The 24,382-nt window shown below is 63.6% G+C and carries 25 protein-coding genes and 1 pseudogene; 12 read left to right on the top strand and 14 right to left on the bottom strand.

Annotated features, from left to right (window positions below; translation table 11 throughout):
* Nucleotides 1-77: 77 nt before the first annotated feature.
* The 5 genes from bcsA to ACW4E8_RS39290 form a co-directional block, all read right to left on the bottom strand.
* Nucleotides 78-2,255: a UDP-forming cellulose synthase catalytic subunit gene (bcsA, locus tag ACW4E8_RS39310; protein ID WP_456809413.1), complete on the bottom strand. Its 2,178-nt coding sequence runs from the start codon at nucleotides 2,253-2,255 to the stop codon at nucleotides 78-80.
* Between the two features lie 14 nt (nucleotides 2,256-2,269).
* Nucleotides 2,270-3,043: a cellulose biosynthesis protein BcsQ gene (gene bcsQ / locus ACW4E8_RS39305; protein ID WP_456809407.1), complete on the bottom strand. Its 774-nt coding sequence runs from the start codon at nucleotides 3,041-3,043 to the stop codon at nucleotides 2,270-2,272.
* Nucleotides 3,040-3,609, bottom strand: coding sequence for a cellulose biosynthesis protein BcsP (gene bcsP / locus ACW4E8_RS39300; protein ID WP_456809406.1), 570 nt, complete (start codon nucleotides 3,607-3,609; stop codon nucleotides 3,040-3,042). Before bcsP ends, bcsQ begins: the two co-directional genes overlap by 4 nt.
* Before the next feature lie 74 nt (nucleotides 3,610-3,683).
* Nucleotides 3,684-4,139 (bottom strand): cellulose biosynthesis protein BcsD, encoded by a 456-nt coding sequence (gene bcsD / locus ACW4E8_RS39295; protein WP_456809405.1) that lies wholly within the window; start codon nucleotides 4,137-4,139, stop codon nucleotides 3,684-3,686.
* Nucleotides 4,140-4,671: 532 nt separating this feature from the next.
* Nucleotides 4,672-6,114: a sialidase family protein gene (locus tag ACW4E8_RS39290; protein WP_042885625.1), complete on the bottom strand. Its 1,443-nt coding sequence runs from the start codon at nucleotides 6,112-6,114 to the stop codon at nucleotides 4,672-4,674.
* Between the two features lie 345 nt (nucleotides 6,115-6,459).
* Between ACW4E8_RS39290 and ACW4E8_RS39285 the strand changes: the two genes are divergently transcribed.
* The 3 genes from ACW4E8_RS39285 to ACW4E8_RS39275 all read left to right on the top strand — a co-directional run bounded on the left by ACW4E8_RS39285 (nucleotide 6,460) and on the right by ACW4E8_RS39275 (nucleotide 9,924).
* Entirely contained in the window at nucleotides 6,460-6,825 is a 366-nt protein-coding gene (locus ACW4E8_RS39285; protein WP_456809404.1) for a high-potential iron-sulfur protein, read from the top strand.
* 752 nt (nucleotides 6,826-7,577) lie between these two features.
* Nucleotides 7,578-8,825 carry a CaiB/BaiF CoA transferase family protein gene (locus tag ACW4E8_RS39280; protein WP_456809403.1) on the top strand — a complete coding sequence of 416 codons (1,248 nt, stop codon included), beginning with the start codon at nucleotides 7,578-7,580 and terminating at the stop codon, nucleotides 8,823-8,825.
* Nucleotides 8,826-8,946: 121 nt separating this feature from the next.
* Complete coding sequence (locus ACW4E8_RS39275) at nucleotides 8,947-9,924, top strand: Bug family tripartite tricarboxylate transporter substrate binding protein (protein WP_456809412.1); 978 nt, start codon at nucleotides 8,947-8,949, stop codon at nucleotides 9,922-9,924.
* Between the two features lie 140 nt (nucleotides 9,925-10,064).
* On the opposite strand, the gene ACW4E8_RS39270 is transcribed toward ACW4E8_RS39275, so the two are convergent.
* The 4 genes and pseudogenes from ACW4E8_RS39270 to ACW4E8_RS39255 form a co-directional block, all read right to left on the bottom strand.
* Nucleotides 10,065-10,523, bottom strand: coding sequence for a chromate resistance protein ChrB domain-containing protein (locus ACW4E8_RS39270; protein WP_456809402.1), 459 nt, complete (start codon nucleotides 10,521-10,523; stop codon nucleotides 10,065-10,067).
* A gap of 63 nt (nucleotides 10,524-10,586) precedes the next feature.
* Entirely contained in the window at nucleotides 10,587-11,177 is a 591-nt protein-coding gene (locus tag ACW4E8_RS39265) for a superoxide dismutase (protein ID WP_456809401.1), read from the bottom strand.
* A gap of 22 nt (nucleotides 11,178-11,199) precedes the next feature.
* A pseudogene (locus ACW4E8_RS39260) lies at nucleotides 11,200-11,616 on the bottom strand (chromate transporter); the annotation flags it as partial.
* A 481-nt stretch (nucleotides 11,617-12,097) separates the two neighbouring features.
* A complete protein-coding gene (locus tag ACW4E8_RS39255; protein WP_456809400.1) occupies nucleotides 12,098-13,177 on the bottom strand; it encodes a mechanosensitive ion channel family protein in 1,080 nt (359 codons plus the stop codon).
* A 141-nt stretch (nucleotides 13,178-13,318) separates the two neighbouring features.
* On the opposite strand from ACW4E8_RS39255, the gene ACW4E8_RS39250 reads away from it, so the two are divergent.
* Nucleotides 13,319-13,495 (top strand): hypothetical protein, encoded by a 177-nt coding sequence (locus tag ACW4E8_RS39250; protein ID WP_456809399.1) that lies wholly within the window; start codon nucleotides 13,319-13,321, stop codon nucleotides 13,493-13,495.
* Between the two features lie 425 nt (nucleotides 13,496-13,920).
* Here ACW4E8_RS39250 and ACW4E8_RS39245 read toward each other — a convergent pair whose 3' ends face one another.
* The 3 genes from ACW4E8_RS39245 to ACW4E8_RS39235 are packed head-to-tail and all read right to left on the bottom strand — an operon-like array spanning nucleotide 13,921 to nucleotide 16,772.
* Nucleotides 13,921-15,243 carry a phosphoribosyltransferase family protein gene (locus ACW4E8_RS39245; RefSeq protein ID WP_456809398.1) on the bottom strand — a complete coding sequence of 441 codons (1,323 nt, stop codon included), beginning with the start codon at nucleotides 15,241-15,243 and terminating at the stop codon, nucleotides 13,921-13,923.
* A 19-nt stretch (nucleotides 15,244-15,262) separates the two neighbouring features.
* A complete protein-coding gene (locus ACW4E8_RS39240) occupies nucleotides 15,263-16,276 on the bottom strand; it encodes a zinc-dependent alcohol dehydrogenase family protein (protein WP_456809397.1) in 1,014 nt (337 codons plus the stop codon).
* Between the two features lie 40 nt (nucleotides 16,277-16,316).
* Nucleotides 16,317-16,772 (bottom strand): universal stress protein, encoded by a 456-nt coding sequence (locus tag ACW4E8_RS39235; RefSeq protein ID WP_456809396.1) that lies wholly within the window; start codon nucleotides 16,770-16,772, stop codon nucleotides 16,317-16,319.
* A 312-nt stretch (nucleotides 16,773-17,084) separates the two neighbouring features.
* On the opposite strand from ACW4E8_RS39235, the gene ACW4E8_RS39230 reads away from it, so the two are divergent.
* Both ACW4E8_RS39230 and ACW4E8_RS39225 read left to right on the top strand, forming a co-directional pair.
* Complete coding sequence (locus tag ACW4E8_RS39230) at nucleotides 17,085-17,921, top strand: universal stress protein (protein ID WP_456809395.1); 837 nt, start codon at nucleotides 17,085-17,087, stop codon at nucleotides 17,919-17,921.
* A 32-nt stretch (nucleotides 17,922-17,953) separates the two neighbouring features.
* On the top strand, nucleotides 17,954-18,796 hold the full coding sequence (locus ACW4E8_RS39225) for a universal stress protein (protein WP_456809394.1): 843 nt from the start codon (nucleotides 17,954-17,956) through the stop codon (nucleotides 18,794-18,796).
* 32 nt (nucleotides 18,797-18,828) lie between these two features.
* On the opposite strand, the gene ACW4E8_RS39220 is transcribed toward ACW4E8_RS39225, so the two are convergent.
* Nucleotides 18,829-19,125 carry a LysR substrate-binding domain-containing protein gene (locus tag ACW4E8_RS39220; protein ID WP_456809411.1) on the bottom strand — a complete coding sequence of 99 codons (297 nt, stop codon included), beginning with the start codon at nucleotides 19,123-19,125 and terminating at the stop codon, nucleotides 18,829-18,831.
* A gap of 182 nt (nucleotides 19,126-19,307) precedes the next feature.
* Entirely contained in the window at nucleotides 19,308-19,649 is a 342-nt protein-coding gene (locus tag ACW4E8_RS39215; protein ID WP_456809393.1) for a hypothetical protein, read from the bottom strand.
* A 318-nt stretch (nucleotides 19,650-19,967) separates the two neighbouring features.
* Between ACW4E8_RS39215 and ACW4E8_RS39210 the strand changes: the two genes are divergently transcribed.
* The 6 genes from ACW4E8_RS39210 (at nucleotide 19,968) to ACW4E8_RS39185 (ending at nucleotide 24,210) form a co-directional block, all read left to right on the top strand.
* On the top strand, nucleotides 19,968-20,687 hold the full coding sequence (locus tag ACW4E8_RS39210; protein ID WP_456809392.1) for a Crp/Fnr family transcriptional regulator: 720 nt from the start codon (nucleotides 19,968-19,970) through the stop codon (nucleotides 20,685-20,687).
* A gap of 597 nt (nucleotides 20,688-21,284) precedes the next feature.
* Nucleotides 21,285-21,578, top strand: a complete 294-nt coding sequence (locus tag ACW4E8_RS39205) for a hypothetical protein (RefSeq protein ID WP_035821276.1) — start codon at nucleotides 21,285-21,287, stop codon at nucleotides 21,576-21,578.
* A gap of 100 nt (nucleotides 21,579-21,678) precedes the next feature.
* Nucleotides 21,679-22,026 (top strand): MTH938/NDUFAF3 family protein, encoded by a 348-nt coding sequence (locus ACW4E8_RS39200; protein WP_456809391.1) that lies wholly within the window; start codon nucleotides 21,679-21,681, stop codon nucleotides 22,024-22,026.
* 185 nt (nucleotides 22,027-22,211) lie between these two features.
* Nucleotides 22,212-22,496, top strand: a complete 285-nt coding sequence (locus ACW4E8_RS39195) for a DUF3303 domain-containing protein (protein WP_456809390.1) — start codon at nucleotides 22,212-22,214, stop codon at nucleotides 22,494-22,496.
* Nucleotides 22,497-22,516: 20 nt separating this feature from the next.
* The gene (locus ACW4E8_RS39190; RefSeq protein ID WP_456809389.1) at nucleotides 22,517-23,323 is read left to right on the top strand and encodes a hypothetical protein; all 807 of its coding nucleotides are present in this window, start codon (nucleotides 22,517-22,519) and stop codon (nucleotides 23,321-23,323) included.
* Between the two features lie 497 nt (nucleotides 23,324-23,820).
* Nucleotides 23,821-24,210, top strand: coding sequence for a cupin domain-containing protein (locus ACW4E8_RS39185; RefSeq protein ID WP_456809388.1), 390 nt, complete (start codon nucleotides 23,821-23,823; stop codon nucleotides 24,208-24,210).
* Nucleotides 24,211-24,382: the final 172 nt, after the last annotated feature.

Raw genomic sequence — 24,382 nt, 5'->3', positions numbered from 1 at the left:
TCTTCTTGTGCCAGTGGTCCGTTGCGTGTGGTGCGCCGCAGCCCCGACGGGACGCGGCGCGTGACGGCTCTGGCTGGTCAATTGGCGGAGGCGCCGGGCTCGGGCCGGCGCAGCAGCTGGCGCATCTCGCGGCTCAGGTGGAACATCACGTTATGGAAGCCGAGCAGGCCGATGCGCAGGATCTGGCCGGCCGCCATCCCGGGCGCGTCCGGGCGCTTGCGGCCCCACGAATCGATCCAGGCGTCGGCGCGGGCGAAGGTGCACTGGATGAAGGCCATCTCCTCGCGCGGGCTCATCTCCGCCAGCACCAGTCCGGTGTGCGACTCGCCCTGGAACACCACCCTGGCAGGGAACATGTGCTCGTCGTGTTGCAGGTACAGCGAGATCTGCACTGGCTCGCCCACCTGGGCCTCGACGCCATGCGGGAGCCGGATGCCGATGCCGCCTTCGGCAAAGTCGATGGTCTCGCATACCACGGCGCGGCCGTCGCCGAAGTGCAGCGTGGCCGGCAGCTTCATCGCCACGCGGTGCGCCTCGCGGATCTGGCGCGTCTCGCTGGCCGCGGCAATGGACGCGCCCAGGATGATGAGGTTGTAGAAGGTCCAGGTCAGGTTGAGCACCACCGTGGTGGCCTCCTGGTGCCACACGAACAGCCGCAGCAGGCCCACCACCACGCCCAGCAGGTTGAACAGCAGCAGCACCAGGTAGGGGCGCGAGATGACCCAGTCGAAGTACGCTTCCTCGATCACGCCGCCCTTGGGCGTCACGTTGAACTTGCCGGCCGCCGGGTTGACGAAGGCCACCAGCACCGGCCGCATGATGTACCACGCCAGCACCGATTCGTAGACCTCGTTCCAGAAGGAATGGCGGAACTTGCCCTGGATGCGCGAGTTGGTCATGTTCGCGTGCAGCATGTGCGGCAGCGCAAAGATGGAGATGGTCAGCGCCGAAGCCTGGATCACGTGCGCGCCGAACAGCAGGTAGGCCAGCGGCGCGGTCAGGAACACCAGCCGCGGCAGCCCGTAGAAGAAGTGCAGCATGGCGTTGAGGTAGCACAGCCGCTGCGGCAGCGACAGGCCCGGACCCAACAGCGGGTTGTCCACCCGGCAGATCTGCGCCATGCCGCGCGCCCAGCGGATGCGCTGGCCGACGTGGCCGGACAGGCTTTCGGTGGCCAGCCCCGCCGCCTGCGGAATCGCCAGGTAGGCCGTGCCGTAGCCCTTGCGGTGCAGCTTGAGCGCGGTGTGGGCGTCCTCGGTCACGGTCTCCACCGCAATGCCGCCCACTTCGAGCAGCGGCGCGCGGCGGATGATGGCGCACGAGCCGCAGAAGAAGGTGGCGTCCCACAGGTCATTGCCGTCCTGTACCAGGCCGTAGAACAGCTCGCCCTCGTTGGGGACCTCCTGGAAGGTACGCAGGTTCTTCTCGAACGGATCGGGCGAGAAGAAATAGTGCGGCGTCTGCAGCATGGCCAGCTTGCGGTCCTTGATGAACCAGCCCATGCAGATCTGCAGGAAGGAGCGCGTGGGAATGTGGTCGCAGTCGAAGATCGCCACGTACTCGCCGTGGGTGTTCTTGAGCGCCTCGTTGATATTGCCGGCCTTGGCGTGGCGGTTGTGGTTGCGCGTCACGTGGGTGACGCCCACCTTCTCGCAGAACGCGCGGAACTCCTCGCGGCGGCCGTCGTCGAGCACGTAGATGTTGATCTTGTCGCGCGGCCAGTCCATCGACATGGCGGCGAACACCGTGGGCTTCACCACCGACAGCGGCTCGTTATAGGTGGGGATGAAGATGTCGACGGTGGGCCAGGTGGCGCTGTCCGCGGGCATCGGCACCGGGCGGCGCTTCAGCGGCCAGGCCGTCTGGAAGTAGCCGAGCAGGAGGACCACGAAGGCATACAGCTCGGCCAGCACCAGGCCGATGCCGAACGCCGCGTCGACCCAGTTGCCCAGGCCTATCGTCTCCGTCAGGCGCCAGTACATATAGCGGCTGGACACCGCGACCGACAGCACCACCATCATCAGGGTGGCGAGATGGCCCTTGACCCGGTTCAGCCACATGGCCAGCACGATGCAGGCCGTGACAAAACCGGCCTGCTGCCAGAATTCCAGCGGCACCGTGACCACCAGCGCAAACATGCACAGCGCCAGCACCAGCGCCAGGGTGCGTGCCGGCCTGCTGTTCCACAGCGGCAGTTCCACCAGGGCATTGCCGAACCGCTGCAAGGCCGCCGACAACGCGTTGGGCGAGCGCATGGACTGGTCTGGCTTCACGCGGCTTCTCCATGGGCCGCCATGACGCGGCGCAGCCACGCGGCGCAGCGCTGCAGGTCGTGCGTGGCCTGGCTATGGGGGTTGTACTCGAGCACGCTGCGGTCGTAGGCCAGCGCCTCGGCCACGGCCTGGTCCTGGTGGATCACCCCCAGCACGCGCTCGCCGAGCTGGGCGCGCAGTACTTGCACCACGTCCTTGCCGAGCTGGCGGCTCACGTCCACCTGGTTGATGACCAACACGTGGCCAAGGTAATCGGGACGGCCTTCGCAATAGGTGCGGATCAGGTCTTCCATCAGGGGCATGGTGGCGTACGAGGCGGCGTCCGGCAGCGAGACCATCACGCAAAGCTGCGCGCACGACAGCGCCTGCCGCATGTAGGGCGAAGGGCCCGGCGGCGTATCGATGACCACCACGTCGTCGCGCCCCAGGCCCAGCGTGCCGAGCTGCGTGCGCAGCCAGCCAGGACGGGTGACGAGATGGGCCTCGAAGGCGGAGCGGTCCGCTTCGTTGAGCGAGCCGAACGGCATCAGCACCACGCGCGAGCGGCCGCGGTGCATGCTCTGCTGCCAGGCCTCTCCTGCCAGCGTGGCGCGCGCGTGGCCCGACACCTCGTGCGGCGGCATGCCGAAATGCAGGCGCAGTGCATTCTGCGGGTCAAGGTCGACGGCGAGGACGTGCTCGCCGGCCATGGCCAGGGCTTCGGCGAGGTTGGCCGACAGCGTGGTCTTGCCCACGCCGCCCTTGGCCGAGACAACAGCAATGATTTTCACGAACGATTCAGCCGATCGAGGAAGGAACGGCGGGCGGGCACCCGCTCACTGGCCGGAGCCGGCTCCGGGCGGCCTTCGAGCCGGGCGAACACGCGTGACAGTTCGGTGCCGGCGGCGACCGGCTGGGCAGGCCGGAGCGGGCTTGGCTGCTCCGGCTCGGCCGGCTGGGGTGTGGGCGTCCAGATGGCGGCCGGGCTGGAGGCTGCCGCAGGCTCGGCAGCAGGCGTGAGACCGGATGCGAGGCCAGGTGCCGGCCCTGATGCGGGCGGCATGCCTTCGGGCGTGCGGAAGCGCGGCGCCATCGCGGGCGCCATGACCGGTTTTGCCATCGGCCTTACTGCGGCCGTCATGGCCGGTGGCTCGACGGGCGAAACGGGTGCCGCCGCAGGCTGTGCGGTTGCATGGACCGGCGGCACGAGGCCGGCGGCGTCTACCCGCACCGCCGACAACAGCGGCCAACGCTCGCGCGCTTGCGCCGCGGCGTCCTCGCGCACGATCTCTTTATAGGTTTCCGTCTTGCCGCCAAAGCGCTGGAACAGCTGGGACAGGTCGTCTAACTGGCTCATGATTCTGACCTCACGGAGAGGAGTGCTGTTGCTTGGGGGAGCGTCCCGGCAATGCAGGGCGGGCCCGCGTCGCCTCAACGGCCAAACCGGAATTCCAGGCACCCGGCAGCATCGATCGGCGTACTTTGGCTGACTTTCAGGGTGTCGGACGAACCCAGCATGCGAAACCAGTGCTGGTAGGCCCCTTCCAGGAATGCCGGCGACCAGCTGGCGGATGACTCGCCGAGCGCCGCCTGCAGCGGCGCGCAGTAATGCCGGATCACCAGCGCGCCGCCAGCATCCTCGATGCTGGCCCATCCCCAGTCCACGTCCAGCCAGATCTGCGCAAGCGCCCGCTCGAGTTCGGCCAGCGTGGCGCAGTTGCCCGGATCAAACCGCTGGGCAAATCGCACGCCAACGCGCCACATGAAGGCGCGCAGGCTGGGCGGGTCCATCACCCCCGAGAGTTCCTCGGCCAACGCCGTCAGCACGTCACGCCATTGCGAGGAACAGTGGCGCTCGGTCAGATATTGCAAGATCGCTTGATTCATCCCTAAAAAAGTCCTGTCTTATAAATACCTGGCGCTGCCGCGCCCGTGCCAAGGCGCGCAAGCCCAATTGGCGGCTCCGGCGTTCGCAAATCCGCATTGCGCGGGGCCGCAATCGGCGAGCCTGACAGCTTCCCTCCGCGGTGGGAAGCCTCCCCCTGCTAAAGCGGGGAAACGCAATTTGCAAACATGGGGGATCCTGATTCGCCACCGGGCCTTTATTGCCCCGATATCCGCGAGAACCACCCGCAATGGTTCAGCGCGACTTTTGCGTCATTGACGTCGATACGAGACGGAAGAAGGGCGTACAAAAAATCTAAAGCTGCTAAGCAGCAGTGCATCGTGAAGGGGCACGAGTTCTTCAAAGAAATGGGGATCGGTACTTCGCGCCCCTGATTTCTGTGGTACCAGCCTGCCTCAGATTCGGCTCACTACCAGCAAGTTGACAGCGCTGGCTTTCTAGGCATCGTTGCAACCACGCCTCCTCCTCACCTGGCGTCGGCCAGGAGAGGCAGGCAGCGATGATGCAGGACTGTTACGGAGCAACCACGAACACATCTGTGCGATTCGCCGTATTGCCTGAGTTCGCCTGGACAAAGAAGGGCACAAAGGCATTTCCCATTGTCGCCAACCCTTCATAGTCTCCGACAAAGAAGCCCGATGCCGCCGGTGCCGTCTTCATATCGAAGGGACCGGCCAGATGCACTTCGCCGCCGAACGAAAGGCCCCCGTTGCCCGAGGTGGTGAGCCAGTAGTCCGTCGGCAGCGTGGTGGTGTTGCCGGTGGCCAGGTTGCGGAAATCGTAGTAGGTAACAGCAACGATTCCGGCAGAATTGACTCGCACGGACGGCGTGAACGCGGGACGTCCGGTAGGCGTATTGACGCGAATCGGAGTGCTCCAGGTCTGGCCGCCGTCGCGTGATGTCGACATGGCGATCTCATCGTACAGCCCGCCATTGAAGCGCGAATCCTGCCACACCACGTAGAGTTGCCCGGTTGCCGGGTCGATGGCGGGCTCGGGAATGATGTCCCCGGTGCGCACTGCTTCGCCGGTATTGGGATCCGTCACCCCCACCGTGCGCATGTCGGCGATGACGTCAGGCTTGGTCCAGGTGGCGCCATCGTCGGTAGACATGACGAACGCGACCTTGGACGCGGTGATATTGAAGGGCGGCCTGATGAGGTTGAAGAAGTTGTAGAGCGTGCCGGTCTGCGAGTTGACCACGATCTGGTTTCCAATAGTCTGCTGCCGCGACGGGGTGTTCACGATCACTTTCGGCGGGCTCCAGGTCAGGCCGCCGTCGACAGTCTTGGAGAACAGCGCGGGTCCGCGGAAGGCGGCGGTGTGCAAATTGGCATACGGATTGGCATTCGGCTGCTCGAGACGGTCCCATACGGCGTAGGCAACGCCAGGGGTGACCGGATTGGCCGTCACCGATTCCTTGTCGTTGAAGAACTGCGAAGAGGGTTCGTTATCCGCAATGATGACACTTAGGTTTTGCCAACTCTTGCCACCATCGCGCGAGACCGCGGCGCCGACCGCGTTGCTGTTGTTGGAGCGGTTGAACGAAATCGAGATCGCATAGGCGGTGCCGTCGGGCCCGATCGACACCCACGGGTCGGAGGCGCGCTCGTAACCGAGCCCGCCGGCGCAGGCACTGAACGGCAGGACCGTCTGCGTCCAGGTCTTGCCGCCATCGAAGGAGGAACCGGCAACCAGACCACGTGCGCCGCCATCCGACCAGCGGTCCTGCTGCCACACGCCAATGAAATTGGTGGGGTTGGCGGGATTGATGGCCAGATAAGGTTCGACCTCTGCATTCAAATAATTTATGCCGGTGCCGCCGCCAACGGTGCATCCGGCAAATGGGCTGGGGCCGGAAACCAGCGTGGCCGCCTGGCTGGGGGGGCTGACCGTCAAGGCTGCGCAGAGCGCGGTTCCGGCTAGCAACGGGATAAGCTTGTTATTGCAATGCATGAGGGCCTCCTCCAATTGCAGACGGCTCGCCTCAGCTTAGGCAACTTGTCTCGTTGGCAAGATGACGAATTGTTAATTCTGTATGAGACCTGGCTTTTTAACCTCCTGCTTGCAAGCGGTGCTTTCCTGAACCATGTTTCGGCTGGGGCAGGGCGATGGCAAGGGATGGAGCGGATGCCACCCGCGCGGCCCGGCGTTCATGCAATGCAGTTTGCCGCCGCGGCACTATCCCCAGGGGGCGACACTGGGTTATGCCGGTCGCAGCGGCTTGCGCTGCACTTTTCGGTTCGAGGCAAAGCGTGCCTCATGGCTTGTGTTTGCCGCTCGAACGTCTAGCGTGAAAGGATGGGAGGCGAATACAAGCTGACCAACAATGTCTTGATTGGAGGTGCTGCGATGACTACTCGACGAACATTTTTGAAGGGTATATCGGGCGTTGTTGCGGCCGCAGTGGGTGGCATCGAGTCCCCGGCAAATGCACAAGCGGGGAAGCTTGACGAGAACGATCCACAAGCCGTCTCACTGGGATACAAGCACGAAACAACGAAGGTCGATAAGGCCAAATTTCCAAGGCACGAGGCAAGCCAGAAGTGCAGCAACTGCCAATTGTTTCAAGGAAAAGCCAGCGACGCGTGGGGACCCTGTCCCATTTTCGGTAGTAAGCAGGTCGCAGCAAACGGTTGGTGCAACTCTTATGTGAAGAAGGTTTGAAAAATCTAATACGCCTCTATCTCTAAGCGCGCTATCTCACATGAACGGAGACAGCAATGAAAAAGCTAGCCTTTCTCGCCGCCCTTTCGCTTACGGCTGTTGCGGCTTGGGCCCAGGGCGGCCGCTACGGCTCCCCTCCAACACCAGGGACTGACACTGGCAGGCGCGCGGAGCCGTCTGGGCAGGCCGCCAGCGGTGCCTCCGGCGAGAGCGCCAAAAAGGACAAGAGCGCAGCTCACGGCGACGTTGACCGTAATATGGGGCGTGCAGGCGGCCAAGGCGCTTCGGCAGCGGCCACGCGTAGCCACCCTGCGTCGGCCCCAAAGAGCCAGCCCTGACCTGCGGGGGATAGGGCGGTGCAATCAGAACCGCCTTCTTGCTCAAGTAAGCACAACTTCGGGTCAAGGTCGCCGACGGAGGGCGCCTCAGCGGCCCGATTCACTGTCAAATTTTATTGAACATTTTGTCAATTTGAATCGGGATTGTATAGCGGTATTATCCAAGCAAGAATGCTAGGCTGACCGCGATGGGGACCCGGCCACGCCCGAGGAAGCTTCTGCTTCCTTCTGTCGCACCGTCGTCGGAGGTGCACTGCAGTCTTCATCGCCGGCACCGACATTCGGGATTCCGGCACGCCGCATCCAGGGTGCTGCGCTGTGGCAGCCCTGCCGGCATCGCGTGACGCCAGCCCGACATAAGCTACGATTATTCACAGACGGCTCGTGCCTCGAAACAGCCCATGGAGACAAACAATGCAAACGCCTGACCAATCCCAAGGCATGGACTTCCCGCTTGAGGGCGTGCGCGTACTCGACCTGTCGCGTGTGTTTGCCGGACCGCTGTGTGGCCAGGTCCTGGCCGATTTCGGCGCAGAGGTGGTCAAGGTGGAACACCCCGGCCGCGGCGACGACACGCGCGACTGGGGTATGCGCATCGGCAAGACCGAGACGACCTACTACAACAGCATGAACCGCAACAAGCGGTCCATCACGCTGGATCTACAGAGCAAGGAAGGCTTGCAGATTGTCTGCGATCTGCTGCCGCAGTTCGACGTGGTCATCCACAATTTCAAGACCGGCGGGGCCGAGAAGCTGGGCCTCGGCTACGAACAGCTCAAGGCCATCAAGCCCGAGCTGATCTACTGCGCGGTTTCCGGCTACGACAGCAGCGGCCCCGAGGCCAAGCGTCCGGGCTATGACCTGGTGATCCAGGGAGAGGCCGGGCTCATGGCGCTCAACGGCGAAGCCGACACGCCGCCGCTGAAGTTCGGCGTGGCGGTGGTGGACCTGATGACCGGCATGTATGCCGCGCAGGCGGTGCTGGCGGCCTTGTTCCGCCGCGAGCGCAAGGGCAAGGGCCAGCTGATCGAGATGGCGCTGTACGACTGCGGGCTGATGGTCACCGGCTATTACGGCCTGGACGCCATGCTGCTCGGGCGCGACCCCGCACGCTATGGCAATGCCCATCCGTCCATCGTGCCCTATGGCATGTTCGAGTCCGCCGATGGCCCGCTGATCATCGCCGTGGGCAACAACAGCCAGTTCGACAAGTTCTGCCGCCAGGTCGTCGAGCGTCCGGACATCGTCGAGGACCCGCGCTATGCCACCAATGTGGAGCGCGCCAAGAACCGCGAGACCTTGACCCCGCTGATCACTGGCCTGATCCGCGGCTTTGCGCGCGACCTGCTGCTGGAGCGCATGACGGCCTGCGGCATTCCCTGCGGCAAGGTGGCGGGACTGCACGAGGCATTGACCAGCGAGCGGACCCGCGAGGGCGGCCTGCTGCGCGAGATGCCCCATCCCGTGGCAGGCAGCACGCACGTGTTCGCGCCCCCTTACCGCCTGGATGGCCAGCGCCTGCCGATCCGCAACGCGCCGCCGACGCTGGGCGAGGGCACGCGGGCGGTACTGCAGAGCCTGCTGCAGATGAGCGATGACCAGCTGCAGGCACTGCAGGCCCGCGGCGTGCTGACGCTGCCCGAGGCACCACAGCAGGCCTGAGCATTCGCGCCGCGCGGACGCACATGGACGTCCGCGCAGCCCTGCCCGGCAAGGGGGGCTTGGGTTCCCTTGCACTGATTCAACTGGAACAACAATCGTGCGTACTCGAAATTTCACCCGTATGGTCCACTCCCGGCGTCGTGCCATCCTGGCCCTGGCCGCGGTGCCGCTGCTGGTCGGCAGCGCTTTCGCGCAATCCTGGCCGAGCAAGCCGATCAAGCTCGTGGTGCCGTTCCCGCCGGGCGGGCCCACGGATACGGCGTCGCGCATCGTCGGCCAGAAGCTGGCCGAGCGCCTCAAGCAACCGGTGGTGGTGGAGAACCGCGCCGGCGCATCGGGTTCCATCGCTGCCGCCCAGGTGGCCAAGAGCGCGCCCGACGGCTACACGCTGATGATGCTGGCCACGCCCACGCTGCTGGCGCCGCACCTGTACAAGAAGGCGGGCTACGACACGACCAGGGACTTCACGCCCGTCGCCACCGTCTATGACCTGCCGATCGTGGTGGTGGTCAACCCGACGCTGCTGCCCAACGTGACGGACCTGCCCAAGCTGATCGCACAGGCCAAGGCGCAGCCGGGCAAGCTCAACTACACCAGCTCCGGCGCGGGCAGCTTCGGCCACCTGAGCATGGAACTGCTCAAGCAAATTGGCGGCTTCGAGATGCAGCATGTGCCCTACAAGGGCGGCGTGCCCGCGATCAGCGACACCCTCGGTGGCCAGGTCCCGATCATGTACGCCGACCTCGTCGCCGCGCTGCCGCACATCCAGGCGGGCAAGCTGCGTGCCATCGCGGTCGGCTCGCCGCAGCGCGTGAGCATGCTGCCCGACGTCAAGACCATTGCCGAGCAAGGCTTCAAGGGCTACGACGCCGTTTCCTGGGGCGGCCTGCTGGCGCCGCCGGGGACGCCCAAAGAGGTGGTGGACCGCGTCGCTGGCGAGGTCGGCAAGATCCTGGCCGACAAGGATGTCCAGGACAAGCTGCTGAAGGCGGGTGCCATTGCCAACTTCCAGGCGCCGGCGCAGATGGGCCAGCGTATGCAGCAGGACTACGCCAAGTGGGGCAAGGTGATCCGCGACAAAGGCATCGCGGTCGAGTAAGCGCCAGCAAGCCGGGCACGCTGCAACGGCGTGCCCGGTGCCATGGTCTCGCCCATGGCCGGTATGGCCATCCCCAGCAACAAAACAATGAGGAGAATCGTCTTCATGTGGCATCTCCTGGCTGATGGTGGGCGCAGCGTTCAGGCAGGCATCTTCGGCGGCCAGCGGTGGGTTTCCGCCTGGCAGTGCCGGCACCACGCATAGAGCGCGTCGTACATCACCATGCCATGGCCGAGCATCTCGTGATCGTCGGCATACACCTGCGAGAGGCCGAGGGAAATCGCATAGAGTCCATGAGACTGCGGCGTCAGGTCGAGCTTCGACGTGTCGGCGCCGCGCACGATTTCCGCCAGTTGCCGCAAGGCGGGATCGGGCAGGCCGTACTTGTCCAGGAAGGCGTCAAAGCTGCACAGCTCACCGACATGCGACAGCTCCACGCCGGGGATGTCATAGGGAGTCGCGCCGGTCTCGCCTGCCACGCGCAACACATCGCCGGCGGGCACATAAAGAAATTCCGGCGCCTCGTCGATGAACCGGGCGATGAGCCACGGGCAAGCGATGCGGTCGATCTTGGGGCGTTCCCGGGTAATCCATTTCATGGCGGTCTCCGCTCTGGTTCGTCGAGGTGGTGGCTGGGTCCAGGCGACGGGAATTCTCCCTGGCTATTTGCCCACGCCTCCGAAGCGATCGGCGACCCTTGCCCAATTGATGTTCTGCATGAACGCATCGACATAGGCCGCGGCCTTCGCACCATAGTCCATGTGGTAGGAGTGCTCGTACATATCCAGCGCCAGGATCGGCGTCGCGCCAGCCAGCGTATGGGCGTGGTCGGAAGCCCACTGGTTGACCAGGCGAGCGTCGCGCGGAGAGTAAGTCAGCAGTACCCAGCCCGAGCCGCCGCCAAGTGCCTTGCCTATGGCGGTGAACTCCGCTTGCCAGCGCGCGACAGAGCCGAAATCGCGCACGAGCGCCGCTCCCAGTTCGCCGCCTGGACTGCCGCCGTCGCCGAGGCTGTCGAAGTACACCTCATGCAGGATCATGGAGTTGGTTGCAATCAGTTCTTCGCGCTTCAGGCCGTTCAGCACAAAGACCGGTGCGGCTGCCACGTCGAGTGCTGACAGCTCTGCGGTAATCGCATTCAGCCGCTTCACCGCGCCGCCATAGTTGTTTTCGTAATGGCTGACAATCAGTTTCTCCGACAGGCCCGAAAGCCGGGCTGGATCGCATGTCAGCGGTTTCATTTCGTAGGTCATGGTGTCCCCTGGTTCGTTTAATTCAGTGGTGCAGCACCGGATAAACGGCAAGGCCGATCAGCGCGGCGCAGGTGATGATGACCGGCTCAGGCAGCTTCTTGAATTTCAGCAGCAACGCGACCGTGCCCAGCGCCAGCAGGATGGTCGGAACGTCGACAATCGAGCGCCTGGCCAGCACGAACACTGCACCGGTGATGGCGCCAATCGCAGCCGCCGTGACGCCATCGACAAAGGCCAGGATGGCTGGTAGTTTTCCGTACTTCTTGAAGTAAGGGGCTGGCAGCACGGTGAACAAATAGCAGGGCAGGAACGTTGCAAGTGCCGCCACGCAGGCGCCGGGCAGCCCGGCCACCTGGTAACCGATGAAGCCGACAGTGATGACCACCGGGCCGGGTGTGATCATGGCCACGGCTACCGCATCGACGAATTGCTTGTCGTGACGATCAGCAAGGCCCAAGTATGGTTAAACGCTGTCATGAGCGCATGTTAGAAGCCCATGACTCGCATTTCAATAATGTAGATATCTCGACAGCAAGTGCTTTTTCGCCACATTTCTGGCCTGCACTGAGGGCTTGCCCAGACGTCCGTTCTTGCTTCAACCTCAGCCGTCGAATCGGGCTTCATTCAACGACAGCTACTGGCCGACATCCGCCAACTAGGGGGAGGGCGCCCTTCGGCTCTTCCCGACTGTGGATTCAGCCGTTCTCCTCCAGGCTCAGATGGTCACTCAGACGGCGGATTTCACCAATACGGATTTTCGTGCTCGTATCGCGTCGGACGGATCTTCGGCCAAGCCGAGGAACCGATGGGGGGAGAGCTATGTCAATGCGAATCCCATTGCGTCCCGAGCGAAAGCGATGTCGGCTGGTCACGGCAGCATTGGATGCCGGTTTCCGGCTCCAAATGCGCGACAGTCGCGCTCAGGAGACTTGTGCAGGAGTGGTTCGCTGCGGCACATCGTCGTTGTCCTCGATTCGCAGCCGCGGCAGGAATTGCGGGAACTCGCGCTGCATGAAGTCGATCAGCCCTTCGCGCACCACGCAGCGCAAATCCCACGCCAGGCCAGATGACGCTGCCGTGCACAGTACGCGGATCTGCATCGTCCGCTCCGTGGCGTCGGTGACCACCAGATTGAAGAACCGCTGGTCCCACTCGGGCGCTGCGCGCACGATGCGCTCCAACTCCTTGCGTAGCGGTGCCAGCGGCATGCCGTAGTCCACGTGGAAGAACACGGATCCCGTAAGCTGGGCATTGCTGCGAGTCCAATTCTGAAACGGTTTTTCGATGAAATACTGCAACGGGATGATGAGACGGCGCTCGTCCCATATCCGGAGCACGACGTACGTGCCGGTGATCTCCTCCACCCGGCCCCACTCGCCTTCGACGATGAGCACGTCATCGAGCCGGATGGGCTGAGTCAGGGCGAGTTGCAGCCCGGCTATGATGTTGCTGAACACGGGCTTGGCCGCAAAGCCCGCAATCAGACCGACCACGCCCGCCGAGGCCAACAGGCTGGCGCCGACATGCCGAGCGGCTGGAAAGGTCATGAGCAGCATAGCCGCACCTATCAGGACGACAAGCGTCATCGCTATGCGGGAGAGAACGTGCGTTTGCGTGTGGATACGCCGCGCACCCATATTGTCCTCTACATCCACTGGGTGTTGGTCCAGTACGCCTTGCGCAAAACCGGCGATGATACGCGCCACAAGCCAGGTGGTTGCGGCAATCAGCAACACACCGTTGAGATGCTGCACGCTGTCAATCCAGCGCAAATCGCCTGGCGCGGCCTGCCAGACTGCCTGCAGCGCCAGCAGTGGCAAGACTGCCTTCGATGGGGCCCGACCCTTCCTCACGATGGCATTCAGCACTGGGGCAGAGCGGGTAATACGCAACAGCAGCACGCCACCGAGACGATGCGCCAGCAACGCGAGGAGGACAGCGATAACGGATGCCGTCCAGGTGCCGAACCAGGGGTGGGCGAGGAGGATTGCAAAGTTCATCGGTCGTCTCTCGTCATTTGCGGTTCACGTGAGTATGCACGTAACGATACGAGGATCGGACAAAGGTATTCAGTCGATATGCGACGGGCCGCATAAGCGCCGTGCCGTTTCGGACTAGAATCCTCTGAGGAGGTGTCAGTCATGTCAGCTATCAAGCGCATCGATCCGGGCCATTCCGCCTATCAGGCCGCGCTGCACAGGACGACCCGCTACCCTGCGGAGCACGTCACGTTGGCGGCTGGCTCCAGGAAGAGGCTGCGCCCCTGTGTGCCGCATCGAAAGGTCGGGCGCGGCAAGGTCGGCGTCGGCGGCAAGTAGGCACCTGCAACCCTTGTATGGCTTCTGGCTTTAGAAGGTGGCTTGACGTGAATTGGCTGTCCGGCGCGTGGCATGCCTCGGAACGTTCGCTTTCCACTTCCAGCAGGGACAGGACGCAACTAAGGCTGGCGCTGATGTGCTCGAGTGATTCGAGGTAGTCTGCTGGATTGGCGGCCAGCGCGGTTTCGTGTTTTGACGTGATTCGTTTTTGCAGCTCAGCACGCAGCGCGGATGGCGCATCGAGGGATCGCGTTTCGCATTTCCCGCCCCGTCGAGTTCATAGTTCCGGGAGGATTTGTCGTAGACGAGCTTCTGCGGATCGAAGCCCGAGAACAGCCCTTCTTCGAAGCCGAAATCCTCGCGCACGATCAGCGACGCTGAGCCTCACGCATTAGGCGCAGCCCAGCGTAACCCGCCAGGTATTGTCATCCGCCGTAACCCAGGCCGGGACGAGATGGGGGCGCAAGGTGCCGCTCGAACCAGCCTATCGTGAGTGCCGCGATGTCTTCCAGGGCCCTGGGGTCTTCAAATCCGCGGCCGCTGGTCGGGATGAGCCTCAGTTGCCGCGGACAATGCATCTGTTCGAATGCAAGATTGTTGATCTGAATGTCTTTTGGATTGCCGCTGGCACATATCAGCAAGGCAGGGATTTCGAGCTGCTGCAGGGTTGCGCTGCCCGCGAGATCCAGCCGCCCCGCAACACAGGCTACAGCGCTGAGTTGCGTCGCGCTGCACGCGGCCGAGCGCAGGGCTGCCGCCGCGGCGGTACCGGTACTGAGCAAGCCCACAGGCAAGCTTTTGCAGGGCGACCCAGTACGCAGGAAGCTCAAGGTCTGGTCCAATCTTGCCACCAGCTCATCGACGTCCGATTCCGGTGCGTCGTCGACGCGGCTGTCAGGCTGCAGGTCTACGAGCAAGGTGGCGAATCCTTTCGCGCGTAGCTTGCGTGCCAGGTAATGGCTGCGGGCTGCGCGGCGTTGCGCGCCACCGGCATGCACCATCACCGCGACGCCGATCGGGTTCGGCGCCGATTCGAGCATGGCCCGGAGCCGAGTAGTCTGATACGGAATCAGCATCGCCTCGCTCAACGATGGCACGCCTGCCACCGCACTTGGCCGGGCGCGGGTATGGGGTTGCGCTGGCGGTATCCCTGTCAACTGCCGGACGCGGTCGTCGCTGACCAACTGGAACTCATGATAGAAGTGCGCGAGGTTTTCGATGCGGTCCGGCGTATCCAGGCAGATGACTTCGTCGGCCAGCGCGCGCACCCGGTCCAGCCCGGCTGGGGTGGCGATCGGGAGCGCGCATATGAGCCGGGCAGGGTGCCGCTTGCGCAGGCTTGCGAGGGCCGCATACATCGTTGCGCCGCTCACCAGGCCGTCATCCACGACGATCACCACGCGACCGCCCGGATCCGCCAGCTTGCGAACCGGCGTATACACGGCGCGCTGCCTGCGAAGCTGGTCGAACTGGGCATCACGCTGGCTGCTGGCGCCGCCATTTGCGTTCATTGCGTCCGTGCACCATGTCGCGCCAGAGTCGTCCAGTGCTACGCCAGGAGCGATCCTGCGCGCCATCACCAGGTCGAAGTCAGCGCTCAGTGCGTCGGCCACAACGCGCCCGACCGGCACGCCGCCGCGCGGAATCGCCAGGACCAGGGCACCGGTTCCCCGATACGCGCGCAACGCCCAGGCCAGTTCCGAGCCCGCATGCTCACGCGCCTGAAAACGTGTCTGGTAACGGCTCATCGATATATCTGCCAAGGATCTATTGACGGAGTTTCAGGACGGCGGCGCCGGTAAGGCGGCCCTCGCGCAGGTCGGCCAGTGCTTCGTTGGCCTGCTCCAACGGATACGCGGTGGTGTGCGTATGCAGCGGGGTCCGGGCGGCGATATCCATCAGTGCGATGCCGTCGGCACGCGTGAGGTTGGCTACGGAGCACAGGCGCCTTTCTTCCCAAAGCAGCTGGTAAGGCATGCTTGGGATATCGCTCATATGAATTCCGCCACAGACCACGATGCCACCCTTGTCCACGGCGCGCAGCGCTTTGGGAACCAGCGCGCCCACCGGGGCGAAAATCAGTGCGGCGTCCAGCGGCACGGGCGACTGGAGGTCGCTCGAGCCGGCCCAGCACGCGCCGGATTGGTATGCGAGTTGCTGGGCGCCTGCGTCGCCCGCGCGGGTGAAAGCGTAGACTTCGCGGCCTTGTGCCACCGCGATCTGCGTCACCAGGTGGGCGGCGGCGCCGAAGCCGTAGATGCCGATGCGGTGCGCATGGCTGGCTACGCCCGCCATGCGCAGCGTCCGGTAGCCGATCAGGCCGGCGCAGAGTAGTGGTGCGGCGTGCTCGTCGTCGTAGCCGGGCGGAATCCGGAAGCAATAGCCGCTGTCGGCAACAACATACTCCGCATAGCCGCCATCGCGGGTATAGCCAGTGAATAGCGGCGCGTCGCAGAGATTTTCGTGATGACGCAGGCAGTAGGGACAACGGCCACAGGTATGTCCGAGCCAGGGCACACCCACGCGGTCGCCCGGCTTGAAGGCGGTGACACCGGCGCCGCACGAATCCACCTGTCCGACGATTTCATGCCCCGGGATGAGCACCGGCTTGGGATGGCGCAGGTCGCCGTCGGCGATATGCAGGTCGGTCCGGCACACCCCGCAAGCCCCCACGGCGATGCGAAGTTCGCCGGGCCCCGGGTCGGGAACCGGCAACTCGTGAAGGCGCAGCGGCAGGCCTGCGCCCTCGAAGACCATCGCACGCATGGTTTGGTGGGACATGGCGTGGCACTCCTTCGCCGCCCGTGGCGCCTTGGCGCGCCTAACCTTCGACTTCGCTGCGGACCAGGAGCACGGGCTTGCTGGTCTTGGCAAGCACGCCTTCCGACACGCTGCCCATCAGCAGGCGCCGGACGCCGCGGCGGCCATGGGTGCCAAGCACGATCAGGTCGGCATTCCACGCATCGGCTTCGGTGACAATGGTCAACGAGATCCGGCCGGGCGCCACCGGCTTTTCATCCAGTTTCACCGTGTTGCGCACGCCTGCTTCGCTGAGCCTGGCCGAGGCGGCATCCAGCGCCTTGCGGCCGTGCGCGGTGATGTTGTCGATCAGTTCCTTGGGGTTGAAGTAACTAGCCTCGAAGAACACATCGCTGTCGTCTACCACGAACAACGCCTTGACCTCGGCCCCGGTTGCCTTGGCGATGATGATGGCCTGGCTCAGTGCCAGGTCGGAAGAACGGCTGCCATCGACGGCGAGCAGGATGCGCTGGTACATGATGGGTCTCCTGAGGGGCAAGGGTGTGCTCAATGTTGTGATTCTCTGCATTCAGCGTAGACGCCGGCCTCGATACGCGCTTGACATGCGTCAACCTGAAGCGGCTGGCGTGGCGAGTTATTGATCGCAACCCGAACTGGAGTGATGACCACATTGCTTGACGGCTCCACATACCCTTTGCTCGCGGTAGTCTCCACCGCACACGAGGGCGATACGAGAGCCATGTCGCCGCAGGGCAGGACCGTTGATCCGGGTCAAGCGCCGGTCTGCCTTGCTGCCTAGACTGGTCTGTAGTTGAGGGAGAGGGCGAACATGGCTTACGACAGCATCCTGGTGCATCTGGACAGCAATCCGCAGGCACGGCAGCGGCTCGAAGTGGCGGGGCGCGTTGCGGCGGCCAGCCAGTGCCGGCTGATCGGCATGTATGCCGGTTTCATTCCCGATCCTGCCTGGTTCTACCTCATGGATGGCGCGCAGCAATATGTTGCGGACGACCTGGCCCGGCGCAAGCAGGTCAGGGAAGACGTCCGGGCGCAGTTTCTGGCTGCAACCCAGGCCATGCCAGTGCGCGCGGAGTGGCGCGCTGCGGAGCTGGGGGCCGTGGCATCCGTGCTGCGCGAGGCCCGCGAGGCCGGCCTGGTCGTTGCCGGCCAGTACGACCCCGGCAATACCGAAGGTCCGGTGGCCCGACAGCTACTGGAATCGCTGCTGCTGGAGACCGGCCGACCGACGCTCGTCGTGCCGTGCGCGGGCACGTTTCCAACGCTGGGTACGCGGGTTATCGTGGCGTGGAATGGCAGCCGCGAGGCGGCGCGGGCGCTTCACGACGCCGTGCCGCTGATGGCCGGCGCACAGGCACGCATTCTTTGCGCACAGACCGCGGCCAAGGAGGCAAGAGCCGACGCCACCCCGGTCGGCCACGCCGCACGCGTGCTGGAGCGCCACGGCGTGGCCGTGGAAATCGAACACGGTCCCGGTGGGGCTGACCTGACCATCGGCGAACTCATCCTTTCGCGCGCGGCGGATTTCAATGCCGACCTGATCGTGATGGGTGCCTACGGACACGGTCGCATGCGGGAACTGGTGCTGGGCGGTGTCACGCATACGCTGCTTGACTCGATGACGGCACCGGTGCTGTTTTCACGATGATGCGAAGTCAAACCAAAGAGTGGAATCCCGTCATGGACTTCAGAACCATCCTTGTCGACCTCAGCGAAGATGCTGCACGGTCCGCGCGCATTGAAACGGCAGCACGGCTTGCCGCAACGTCCGGCGGCAGCGTGGTCGGACTGACTGCAACAGGAACGCACCTGGAGCCGTTTCGTGGGGCGGGCGAAGAAGCCGGGCAATACGCCGTGCTTGCCGCGAGCCATTTGCACAAACTGGCTGCCGGTCACAAGAACGCACTCGACACGCTGACCAGGCAAGTGTCGCCGGCCATTCCCACCCGGCACATCGTTGTCGATGCCGAGTCTGGCTGGGCGCTTGCCGACGAGGGCCGCTTCGCCGATCTCATCCTGCCCGCATCGCCCTCGGCGCAGGCCGATGTGCCGGCTCTGCTGGCCGGGGTCGCGGAGTACGCGATGCTCAATGCAGGCCGGCCCATCTTGCTGGTGCCCGGCACATCCGTCCCGCGAGTTGGTGGCCATGTCGCCATCGCATGGAACGGCGGCCGGGAGGCTGCGCGGGCGGTCGCGGACGCACTGCCGTGGCTTGTGCATGCCAGCGCCGTTACCGTCCTGGTGGTCAGCGCTGGCAAGCACAGCGCTGCCGGTGAGAAAGAGGCCTATCGTGACAGCGCGGATCGGCTGACAGCATGGCTGCGCAGCCATGGCATCCACGCCAATCTGCTGGTCGGAGAGGGCGATCCCGACCACGTTCTGCCACAACTTGCGGACAAGGTTCAGGCCGACCTGCTGGTCGCCGGCGGCTATGGCCGCTCCCGGCTGAGGGAGCTTGTGCTGGGTGGCACCACCCGCGCTCTGCTGCGCCAGTCAGGCTTGCCAGTCTTCATGTCGCACTGAGGCGTGACCGCCGCCAATCGGGCACTGGCACCTCAAGCCACGCGCCGCCCGGGCATCAGCCCGCCATATTCCTTCCCAAAAAACTCCGCCGTGTGCTCAAGCAAATAGGCGCGGCAACTCTCGCTGGCCGGTGACAAACGCTTGCTGGACATATGCGCGACATGCCAGAAGCACTCGATCGGCGTGCCGGTCACGTCCAGCAGCGCGATCTCGCCGGTGCGCAGCTCCAGCGACAGCGTGTGCAGCGACAGCAGGCTGATGCCCATGCCGGCCATCACGGCCTGCTTGATCGGATGCCCGCCGCCAAAGCGTGGCCGTCTCTGACCGATCCCTTTCGGCCATTTGACCCATCACTATCCCAACGGCAGCTTCCAAGCTACAACGGTCACAAGTATGGAAAATCGGCCGCAGGGTGCTCGGCCGCTGGTGAGTCTCACCAAGCCTTCCAGGAGAGCCAAAGCCCGGCTGCAACAAAGATGCTGCCTGTAAGGCCTCTCCTCGAAGTTTTCTCCTACAGAGGGAGCTGGGCGTCGACTGTGTTCGCTTCGGCCGTGTCGCGGTGATCGACGTTATTCGGCGCCCCGTCCAGGCGCGGATGTATGCACGTGTTCTTTGTCATCAGCTCTGCATTCCCGAGGATCATCAGTGCACTGTCGTCCAGCAATTCGGATGAATTGCTGAGCTCCACCCTGGGAACTTCGGGAAACAAGACCGAAACGAGCTCGTCGGCAGCCTGGTGAGAATCGAAGGGGCCAAAGCGATCGACCGATGCGCCATCGACCTCGGCAAAGCACCAACCGCCATCCGAAGCCGGAAAGAGAATCACGCTGTGACCTGTGTGATGGTTAAGCATGTCGCCCTCCATAATTTTCGTGCGAACCCGGCGATGTCGATGCTCGAGGCTCGGTGTTCACCATCCACGCACGTTCGCAGGATGGAATCGACACGGTCACGATAGGAGATGGGCAGCGCCTTGTCGGTACGCTATCGTGCAGGTTCTGCCAATTGTGCGTGTCGGAAGAATCTGATCAGGCACTTCGTGCCGGCCGAATGAGGTTTCCTCCGCCCCTCGTGCGTGCAGGCGGTATATATTGGAATGCGATGCTTACCCGTCTTTGGTCTGTTTCGCGTTTCGCCATCGGAACGCAAGATTGCACGAAGGAAGCGAGATATGCTGCCCTTGAACGTTCCACGAGGGAACCATCTCTTGTCCGTTCTGCCAGAGGCAGAATGGTCTCGCCTTGCGACACAACTTGTGCCCGTTGACCTTCCGCTGGGGCGCGCCGTCTACGAGTCCGGCGACCGCTTGGACTATGCTTTTTTCCCCACCACGGCGATCGTGTCGTTGCTCTACGTCATGGAAAACGGCTCGTCGGCCGAGATCGCCATCGTAGGAAATGAAGGTGTCGTCGGAATCGCCATCTTCATGGGTGGAGAAACCATGCCGAGCCGCGCGATCGTGCAGAGTGCGGGAGCAGGTTATACGCTCGACCGTGCAGCAATGAAAGCGGAATTCAACCGTGGCGGGCCAATGCAACGGCTACTTCTGCGCTATACCCAGGCACTGATTACACAGATGGCGCAGACCGCCGTCTGTAACCGGCATCACTCCATTGACCAGCAGCTTTGCCGCTGGCTCCTGCTGAGCCTGGACCGCTTGCCGACCAACAAACTTCGCATGACGCAAGAGCTGATTGCCAACATGCTGGGCGTGCGAAGGGCAGGCGTGACCGATGCAGCGCTGAAATTGCAGGAGGCAGGCCTGATTCGTTATCACCACGGGTGCATCGACGTGTTGGACCGGCCTGGCCTGGAGGCTCGCGTGTGCGAGTGCTACACCGTGGTCAAGCAGGAGTTCGATCGCCTCCTTCCAAACTTGCAGGCGATCTGAGGGATCCGGGAACGCTCTCCCGAATGCGACGCGCACCTTCAAATCGATGGGCTACCAGCCTTGTGCTCTCGCTGTACTCTGGTCACCGTGAGTGTTCCTGCCTGTCTCCTTTCAGCTAAAGGCAGAACAGTCTGCGCCTAGGTTGTCGCGAGATCGGCAGATCAGGCGTCGGCGGCGAAGGAATCGGAGCGGAATAAAAGCGCATCGGTACCGGACTCATGCTCAAGATGCTGGGCTTGCCAGCAAAGTACTTGGCGATCTCCCACGCCCGCGCCAGCCGGCGGCCACGCTCGTTGACCGTGGTGATCCCCCAAGTCTTGGCGGCGACGCGCAAGTTGGAGTAGTCGCACAGGTTGGACAGGCGCAATCAATGGGCGAAAGGCCGCTGTTTGGCTAGCCCAGACGTTCGGATGTACTCAGGACAGCGCGAGGCAACGTCCGTAGATGGCCGGCAAGCGACCTCCGCCAGTTGTGGCCCGGTCGGCTCTTGTCGACTTTCACGGCGGCCCTAAGTGGGCCGGTCAACGCTCCAAATTGACGCGCCGAAAGATCAGGTGCAACCTTCCATCATCTTCCGCCTCCGCACCGGAGCCCGCCATGACCTCCCAAGAATTCCGAGCGTTCAAGGCAAACCTGGCGATGTTGCTACGCGACATGCCGATCGGAACCACTGCCGATTTCTCCGACGTGGCCGTTGCCTACTGGGATGGCACGCAGGTGATCGGCGCTTATTTGCGCGACGGCGGGCGGCTGGATGAGGACTTCGAATTCGACCAGAACGCGTGGGAGAGCTGGCACGACGAACTAGTCGGCTGGCAGGCCAACCCGACCTTCACCGAACGCGAGGAACTGAAGGCCAGCCTGCAGCACCCCGCGCAACGCGCCGCCTGACCGCACCACCTCGCCAGCACGTCTGCCGACCAAAGCGGGCGCACGCAAAGGCCAACCACCGCGCACAGTAACGCGCACCCAAATCGCAGAGGAGCCCCAAATGCGGTTTGAATCATTCTCCTTCGGCACCATCAGTATCGACGGCGTCACATACGACCACGACGTAGTCATCGACCACGGCAAGGTCCGCAAACGCAAGAAGGGCCCCTCCAAGCCATTCCGCGAAGCGTTCGGCCACACGCCGCTGTCGATCCAGGAAGACATCCCCTGGAACTGCAGCAAACTCGTGGTCGGCACCGGAACCGGCGCGTTGCCGGTGATGGACGAGGTGAAGCGCGAGGCGAAACGGCGCCATGTCGAGCTGGTCATCCAGCCGACAGCCGACGCCATCGAGACGCTCGAGGCGAACCCCAAAGGCGCCAACGCGATCCTGCACCTCACCTGCTAGCGCCGCCAGGCGTCCGCGTCGGGTGACAGGCGTCGGGCGGCGTCCGTTCCGGGCATCCCGACAGGTCACAAACTCCCCCATTTCGCCACGCGCGGAGACGCGCACGCTCGATCGCATCCGCATGGCGCGCCGGAACGTATATAGAAGTAGGGGGAGCTGAGACACCACCATCAGGAGATGCCGCCATGAAATTCATGATGACCTTCCATTGGGCTCCGGATACGGAGCAGCGCGCCGAAGCGATCGAGCGCTTTCTGCGAACCGGCGGGCTACCGCCGGAGGGCGTCCAGTTGCTGGGCAGATGGACCAGCGCCGATCTCGGGTCGGGCTTCGATCTGCTCGAAACCGACGATGCGGCCAAGCTCACCGAGTTCGCCTATCAGTGGAGCGATCTGATGGAGCTGGAGATCATGCCGGTCCTCGAAGATGCCGAGCTGGCTGCCGTCCTCGGGCGCGTAGCCAAGAAATAGACCAGGCGCTTGTTGCGTACATGCACACAACCCGGCACGCCTCCCTTCGCGGCCTGAGGCGCTATCCGACTGCTGCCCGGCCAGGACGTTCGAGACGGGCGATCCTGGTCGCGCTTTTGTTACTGATCGGCTATGCCGCAGCCGATCTTTTCTGGCCATGGCACCGCGACCTGAGCCGCTTCGATCCGATCGCGACCGGCACGCTGGAAACGAGGATGTGGCGTTCGTACTACGATCGCCGACCCGTCTCGCTCTTCCTTGAACTGGCGCAGACCCTGCGCACGCAGTATCGGTTTCCGTGGCTGAGGTCGTACGTCGGCGCCTATTACGGCGCCTCCGCCGCCTTCACCTTCAAAGAGGGGAAGCAGCGCAGCGACTACGAAAAGGCGTTGCCCGCGCTGCAGACCTATTTCACCCTGATCCACAACACGGGGGACCGCAACTTCGACATGGCCCGAACCACCAGGCTGGAACTGGAATGGTGGATCGTGCATCGGGAGCATGAGGGTTATGGGCCCGATGCGTTGACCAACGCTTGTGCGGAAGCGGCGGCGTCGCTGTACATGGTGTCCGCGAATGCCACGCGCGAACACGGGCGGCTGCGCGCGCAAGCGATGCTGCTTCGCGATGCCCGCGCAGAAGCGGGCGACATGACGGACGCGGACTGGGCAATCATCGAATCGATGCTGCACCAGAGCTATCAGTCGCTAAGCCATGCTGTCTCATCGCTGCCGCTGCGGCAAGCCGGCCGTGAACTGAGAGGCGGGCGTCGATTCGTCGAGCAGGGCACTGCTACGTTTCCACCGCAGGGCGGTAGTCCGGGCTAAGTGCCGCTAACAAAACCATGTCATCGTCACATGGCCGTTGAGCGTTGCCATGTCTCATGGCACGGAAGAAGATCAACACCGAATTGTGGAAGGCATTGCAGCCGCTGCTGCCGTCGGTGGCCCCCCTCGCGAGCGTCTCAATACGACTGCGGATTCAATCGGTCGATACACCGGCTGAACGATTCCATCAAGCTGTTGCATCGACCGGTTGAATCCGCATTCGGTTTCGTACATACAATGAGGGCTTTGGCGAAAGGCTCTCCGCAATTGGCGGCTTCGCCGCTGCCAGGCCGACGGAGGGACCAAGACATTAATCACGTTCGAGAATCGCTGTATATGTCGTTGCGAACGCATTCATGGTTGTTGGGTATCCGGTGTGCGGGGACATATCAGGCAGTGGCAGAAGATGCCCATGTTACGCCGCAGGTGGCCTGCTAGCTGGGACTAGATGGGATACCCATCTCCGAAAATCCGAAAAATAATTTCGAGGAGACATCATGCACTACAAGCATTTGGCCATTTTGGGCGCCGTGGCACTGATGGCAGGTAGCGCGCTAGCGCAGAGTTCGGGCCTGACTCGCACCTTGGTCGGACGGGCCGACGTATCCGTGCCAGGTCGCGAAGCTGTGGTCGCGCGCGTGGAGGTGGCGCCAGGCGCCTATGCCGGGCGTCATACGCATCCCGGAGACGAGATCAGCTACGTCATGGAAGGCGAGGTGCAACTCCTGATCGACGGCCAGTCGCCGCGCACGGTCAAGGCCGGTGAATCGTTCGTAGTGCCTGCCGGCGTGGTGCATGACGCCCACAACAGCAGTAGCACGGCGACGCGGGTGCTTGGCGTGTACGTGGTCGAGAAGGGGAAGCCGCTGGCATCGCCGGCGCCCTGAGTTAGACGTTGTGTCAGGCGTCCAAAGTGAATAACCGCAGCCGAAGCTGCGGTTATCCTTCATTCTCCAGTATGACCAACCGCCTTGACATCCTCCCCCACCTCTCGCTAACGCTCACCGGCCTTGAGGCCGGAAAGGAGGGGGGGATTCCTTCTATGAGCAGTACTATGTC

It is taken from the genome of Cupriavidus sp. CP313 (assembly GCF_054072015.1).
The sequence above is the reverse complement of the archived record's forward strand: the minus strand, read 5'-3'. Positions and strand labels throughout refer to the sequence as shown.

Bases quoted from the DNA above. Each gene is read 5' to 3' on its own strand.
- bcsA (WP_456809413.1), bottom strand. From the start codon at position 2,255: ATGCGCTCGCCCAACGCGTTGTCGGCGGCCTTGCAGCGGTTCGGCAAT.
- bcsP (WP_456809406.1), bottom strand. From the start codon at position 3,609: ATGAGCCAGTTAGACGACCTGTCCCAGCTGTTCCAGCGCTTTGGCGGC.
- bcsD (WP_456809405.1), bottom strand. From the start codon at position 4,139: ATGAATCAAGCGATCTTGCAATATCTGACCGAGCGCCACTGTTCCTCG.
- ACW4E8_RS39290 (WP_042885625.1), bottom strand. From the start codon at position 6,114: ATGCATTGCAATAACAAGCTTATCCCGTTGCTAGCCGGAACCGCGCTC.
- ACW4E8_RS39285 (WP_456809404.1), top strand. From the start codon at position 6,460: ATGGGAGGCGAATACAAGCTGACCAACAATGTCTTGATTGGAGGTGCT.
- ACW4E8_RS39280 (WP_456809403.1), top strand. From the start codon at position 7,578: ATGCAAACGCCTGACCAATCCCAAGGCATGGACTTCCCGCTTGAGGGC.
- ACW4E8_RS39275 (WP_456809412.1), top strand. From the start codon at position 8,947: ATGGTCCACTCCCGGCGTCGTGCCATCCTGGCCCTGGCCGCGGTGCCG.
- ACW4E8_RS39270 (WP_456809402.1), bottom strand. From the start codon at position 10,523: ATGAAATGGATTACCCGGGAACGCCCCAAGATCGACCGCATCGCTTGC.
- ACW4E8_RS39265 (WP_456809401.1), bottom strand. From the start codon at position 11,177: ATGACCTACGAAATGAAACCGCTGACATGCGATCCAGCCCGGCTTTCG.
- ACW4E8_RS39255 (WP_456809400.1), bottom strand. From the start codon at position 13,177: ATGAACTTTGCAATCCTCCTCGCCCACCCCTGGTTCGGCACCTGGACG.
- ACW4E8_RS39250 (WP_456809399.1), top strand. From the start codon at position 13,319: ATGTCAGCTATCAAGCGCATCGATCCGGGCCATTCCGCCTATCAGGCC.
- ACW4E8_RS39245 (WP_456809398.1), bottom strand. From the start codon at position 15,243: ATGAGCCGTTACCAGACACGTTTTCAGGCGCGTGAGCATGCGGGCTCG.
- ACW4E8_RS39240 (WP_456809397.1), bottom strand. From the start codon at position 16,276: ATGTCCCACCAAACCATGCGTGCGATGGTCTTCGAGGGCGCAGGCCTG.
- ACW4E8_RS39235 (WP_456809396.1), bottom strand. From the start codon at position 16,772: ATGTACCAGCGCATCCTGCTCGCCGTCGATGGCAGCCGTTCTTCCGAC.
- ACW4E8_RS39230 (WP_456809395.1), top strand. From the start codon at position 17,085: ATGGCTTACGACAGCATCCTGGTGCATCTGGACAGCAATCCGCAGGCA.
- ACW4E8_RS39225 (WP_456809394.1), top strand. From the start codon at position 17,954: ATGGACTTCAGAACCATCCTTGTCGACCTCAGCGAAGATGCTGCACGG.
- ACW4E8_RS39215 (WP_456809393.1), bottom strand. From the start codon at position 19,649: ATGCTTAACCATCACACAGGTCACAGCGTGATTCTCTTTCCGGCTTCG.
- ACW4E8_RS39210 (WP_456809392.1), top strand. From the start codon at position 19,968: ATGCTGCCCTTGAACGTTCCACGAGGGAACCATCTCTTGTCCGTTCTG.
- ACW4E8_RS39205 (WP_035821276.1), top strand. From the start codon at position 21,285: ATGACCTCCCAAGAATTCCGAGCGTTCAAGGCAAACCTGGCGATGTTG.
- ACW4E8_RS39200 (WP_456809391.1), top strand. From the start codon at position 21,679: ATGCGGTTTGAATCATTCTCCTTCGGCACCATCAGTATCGACGGCGTC.
- ACW4E8_RS39195 (WP_456809390.1), top strand. From the start codon at position 22,212: ATGAAATTCATGATGACCTTCCATTGGGCTCCGGATACGGAGCAGCGC.
- ACW4E8_RS39190 (WP_456809389.1), top strand. From the start codon at position 22,517: ATGCACACAACCCGGCACGCCTCCCTTCGCGGCCTGAGGCGCTATCCG.
- ACW4E8_RS39185 (WP_456809388.1), top strand. From the start codon at position 23,821: ATGCACTACAAGCATTTGGCCATTTTGGGCGCCGTGGCACTGATGGCA.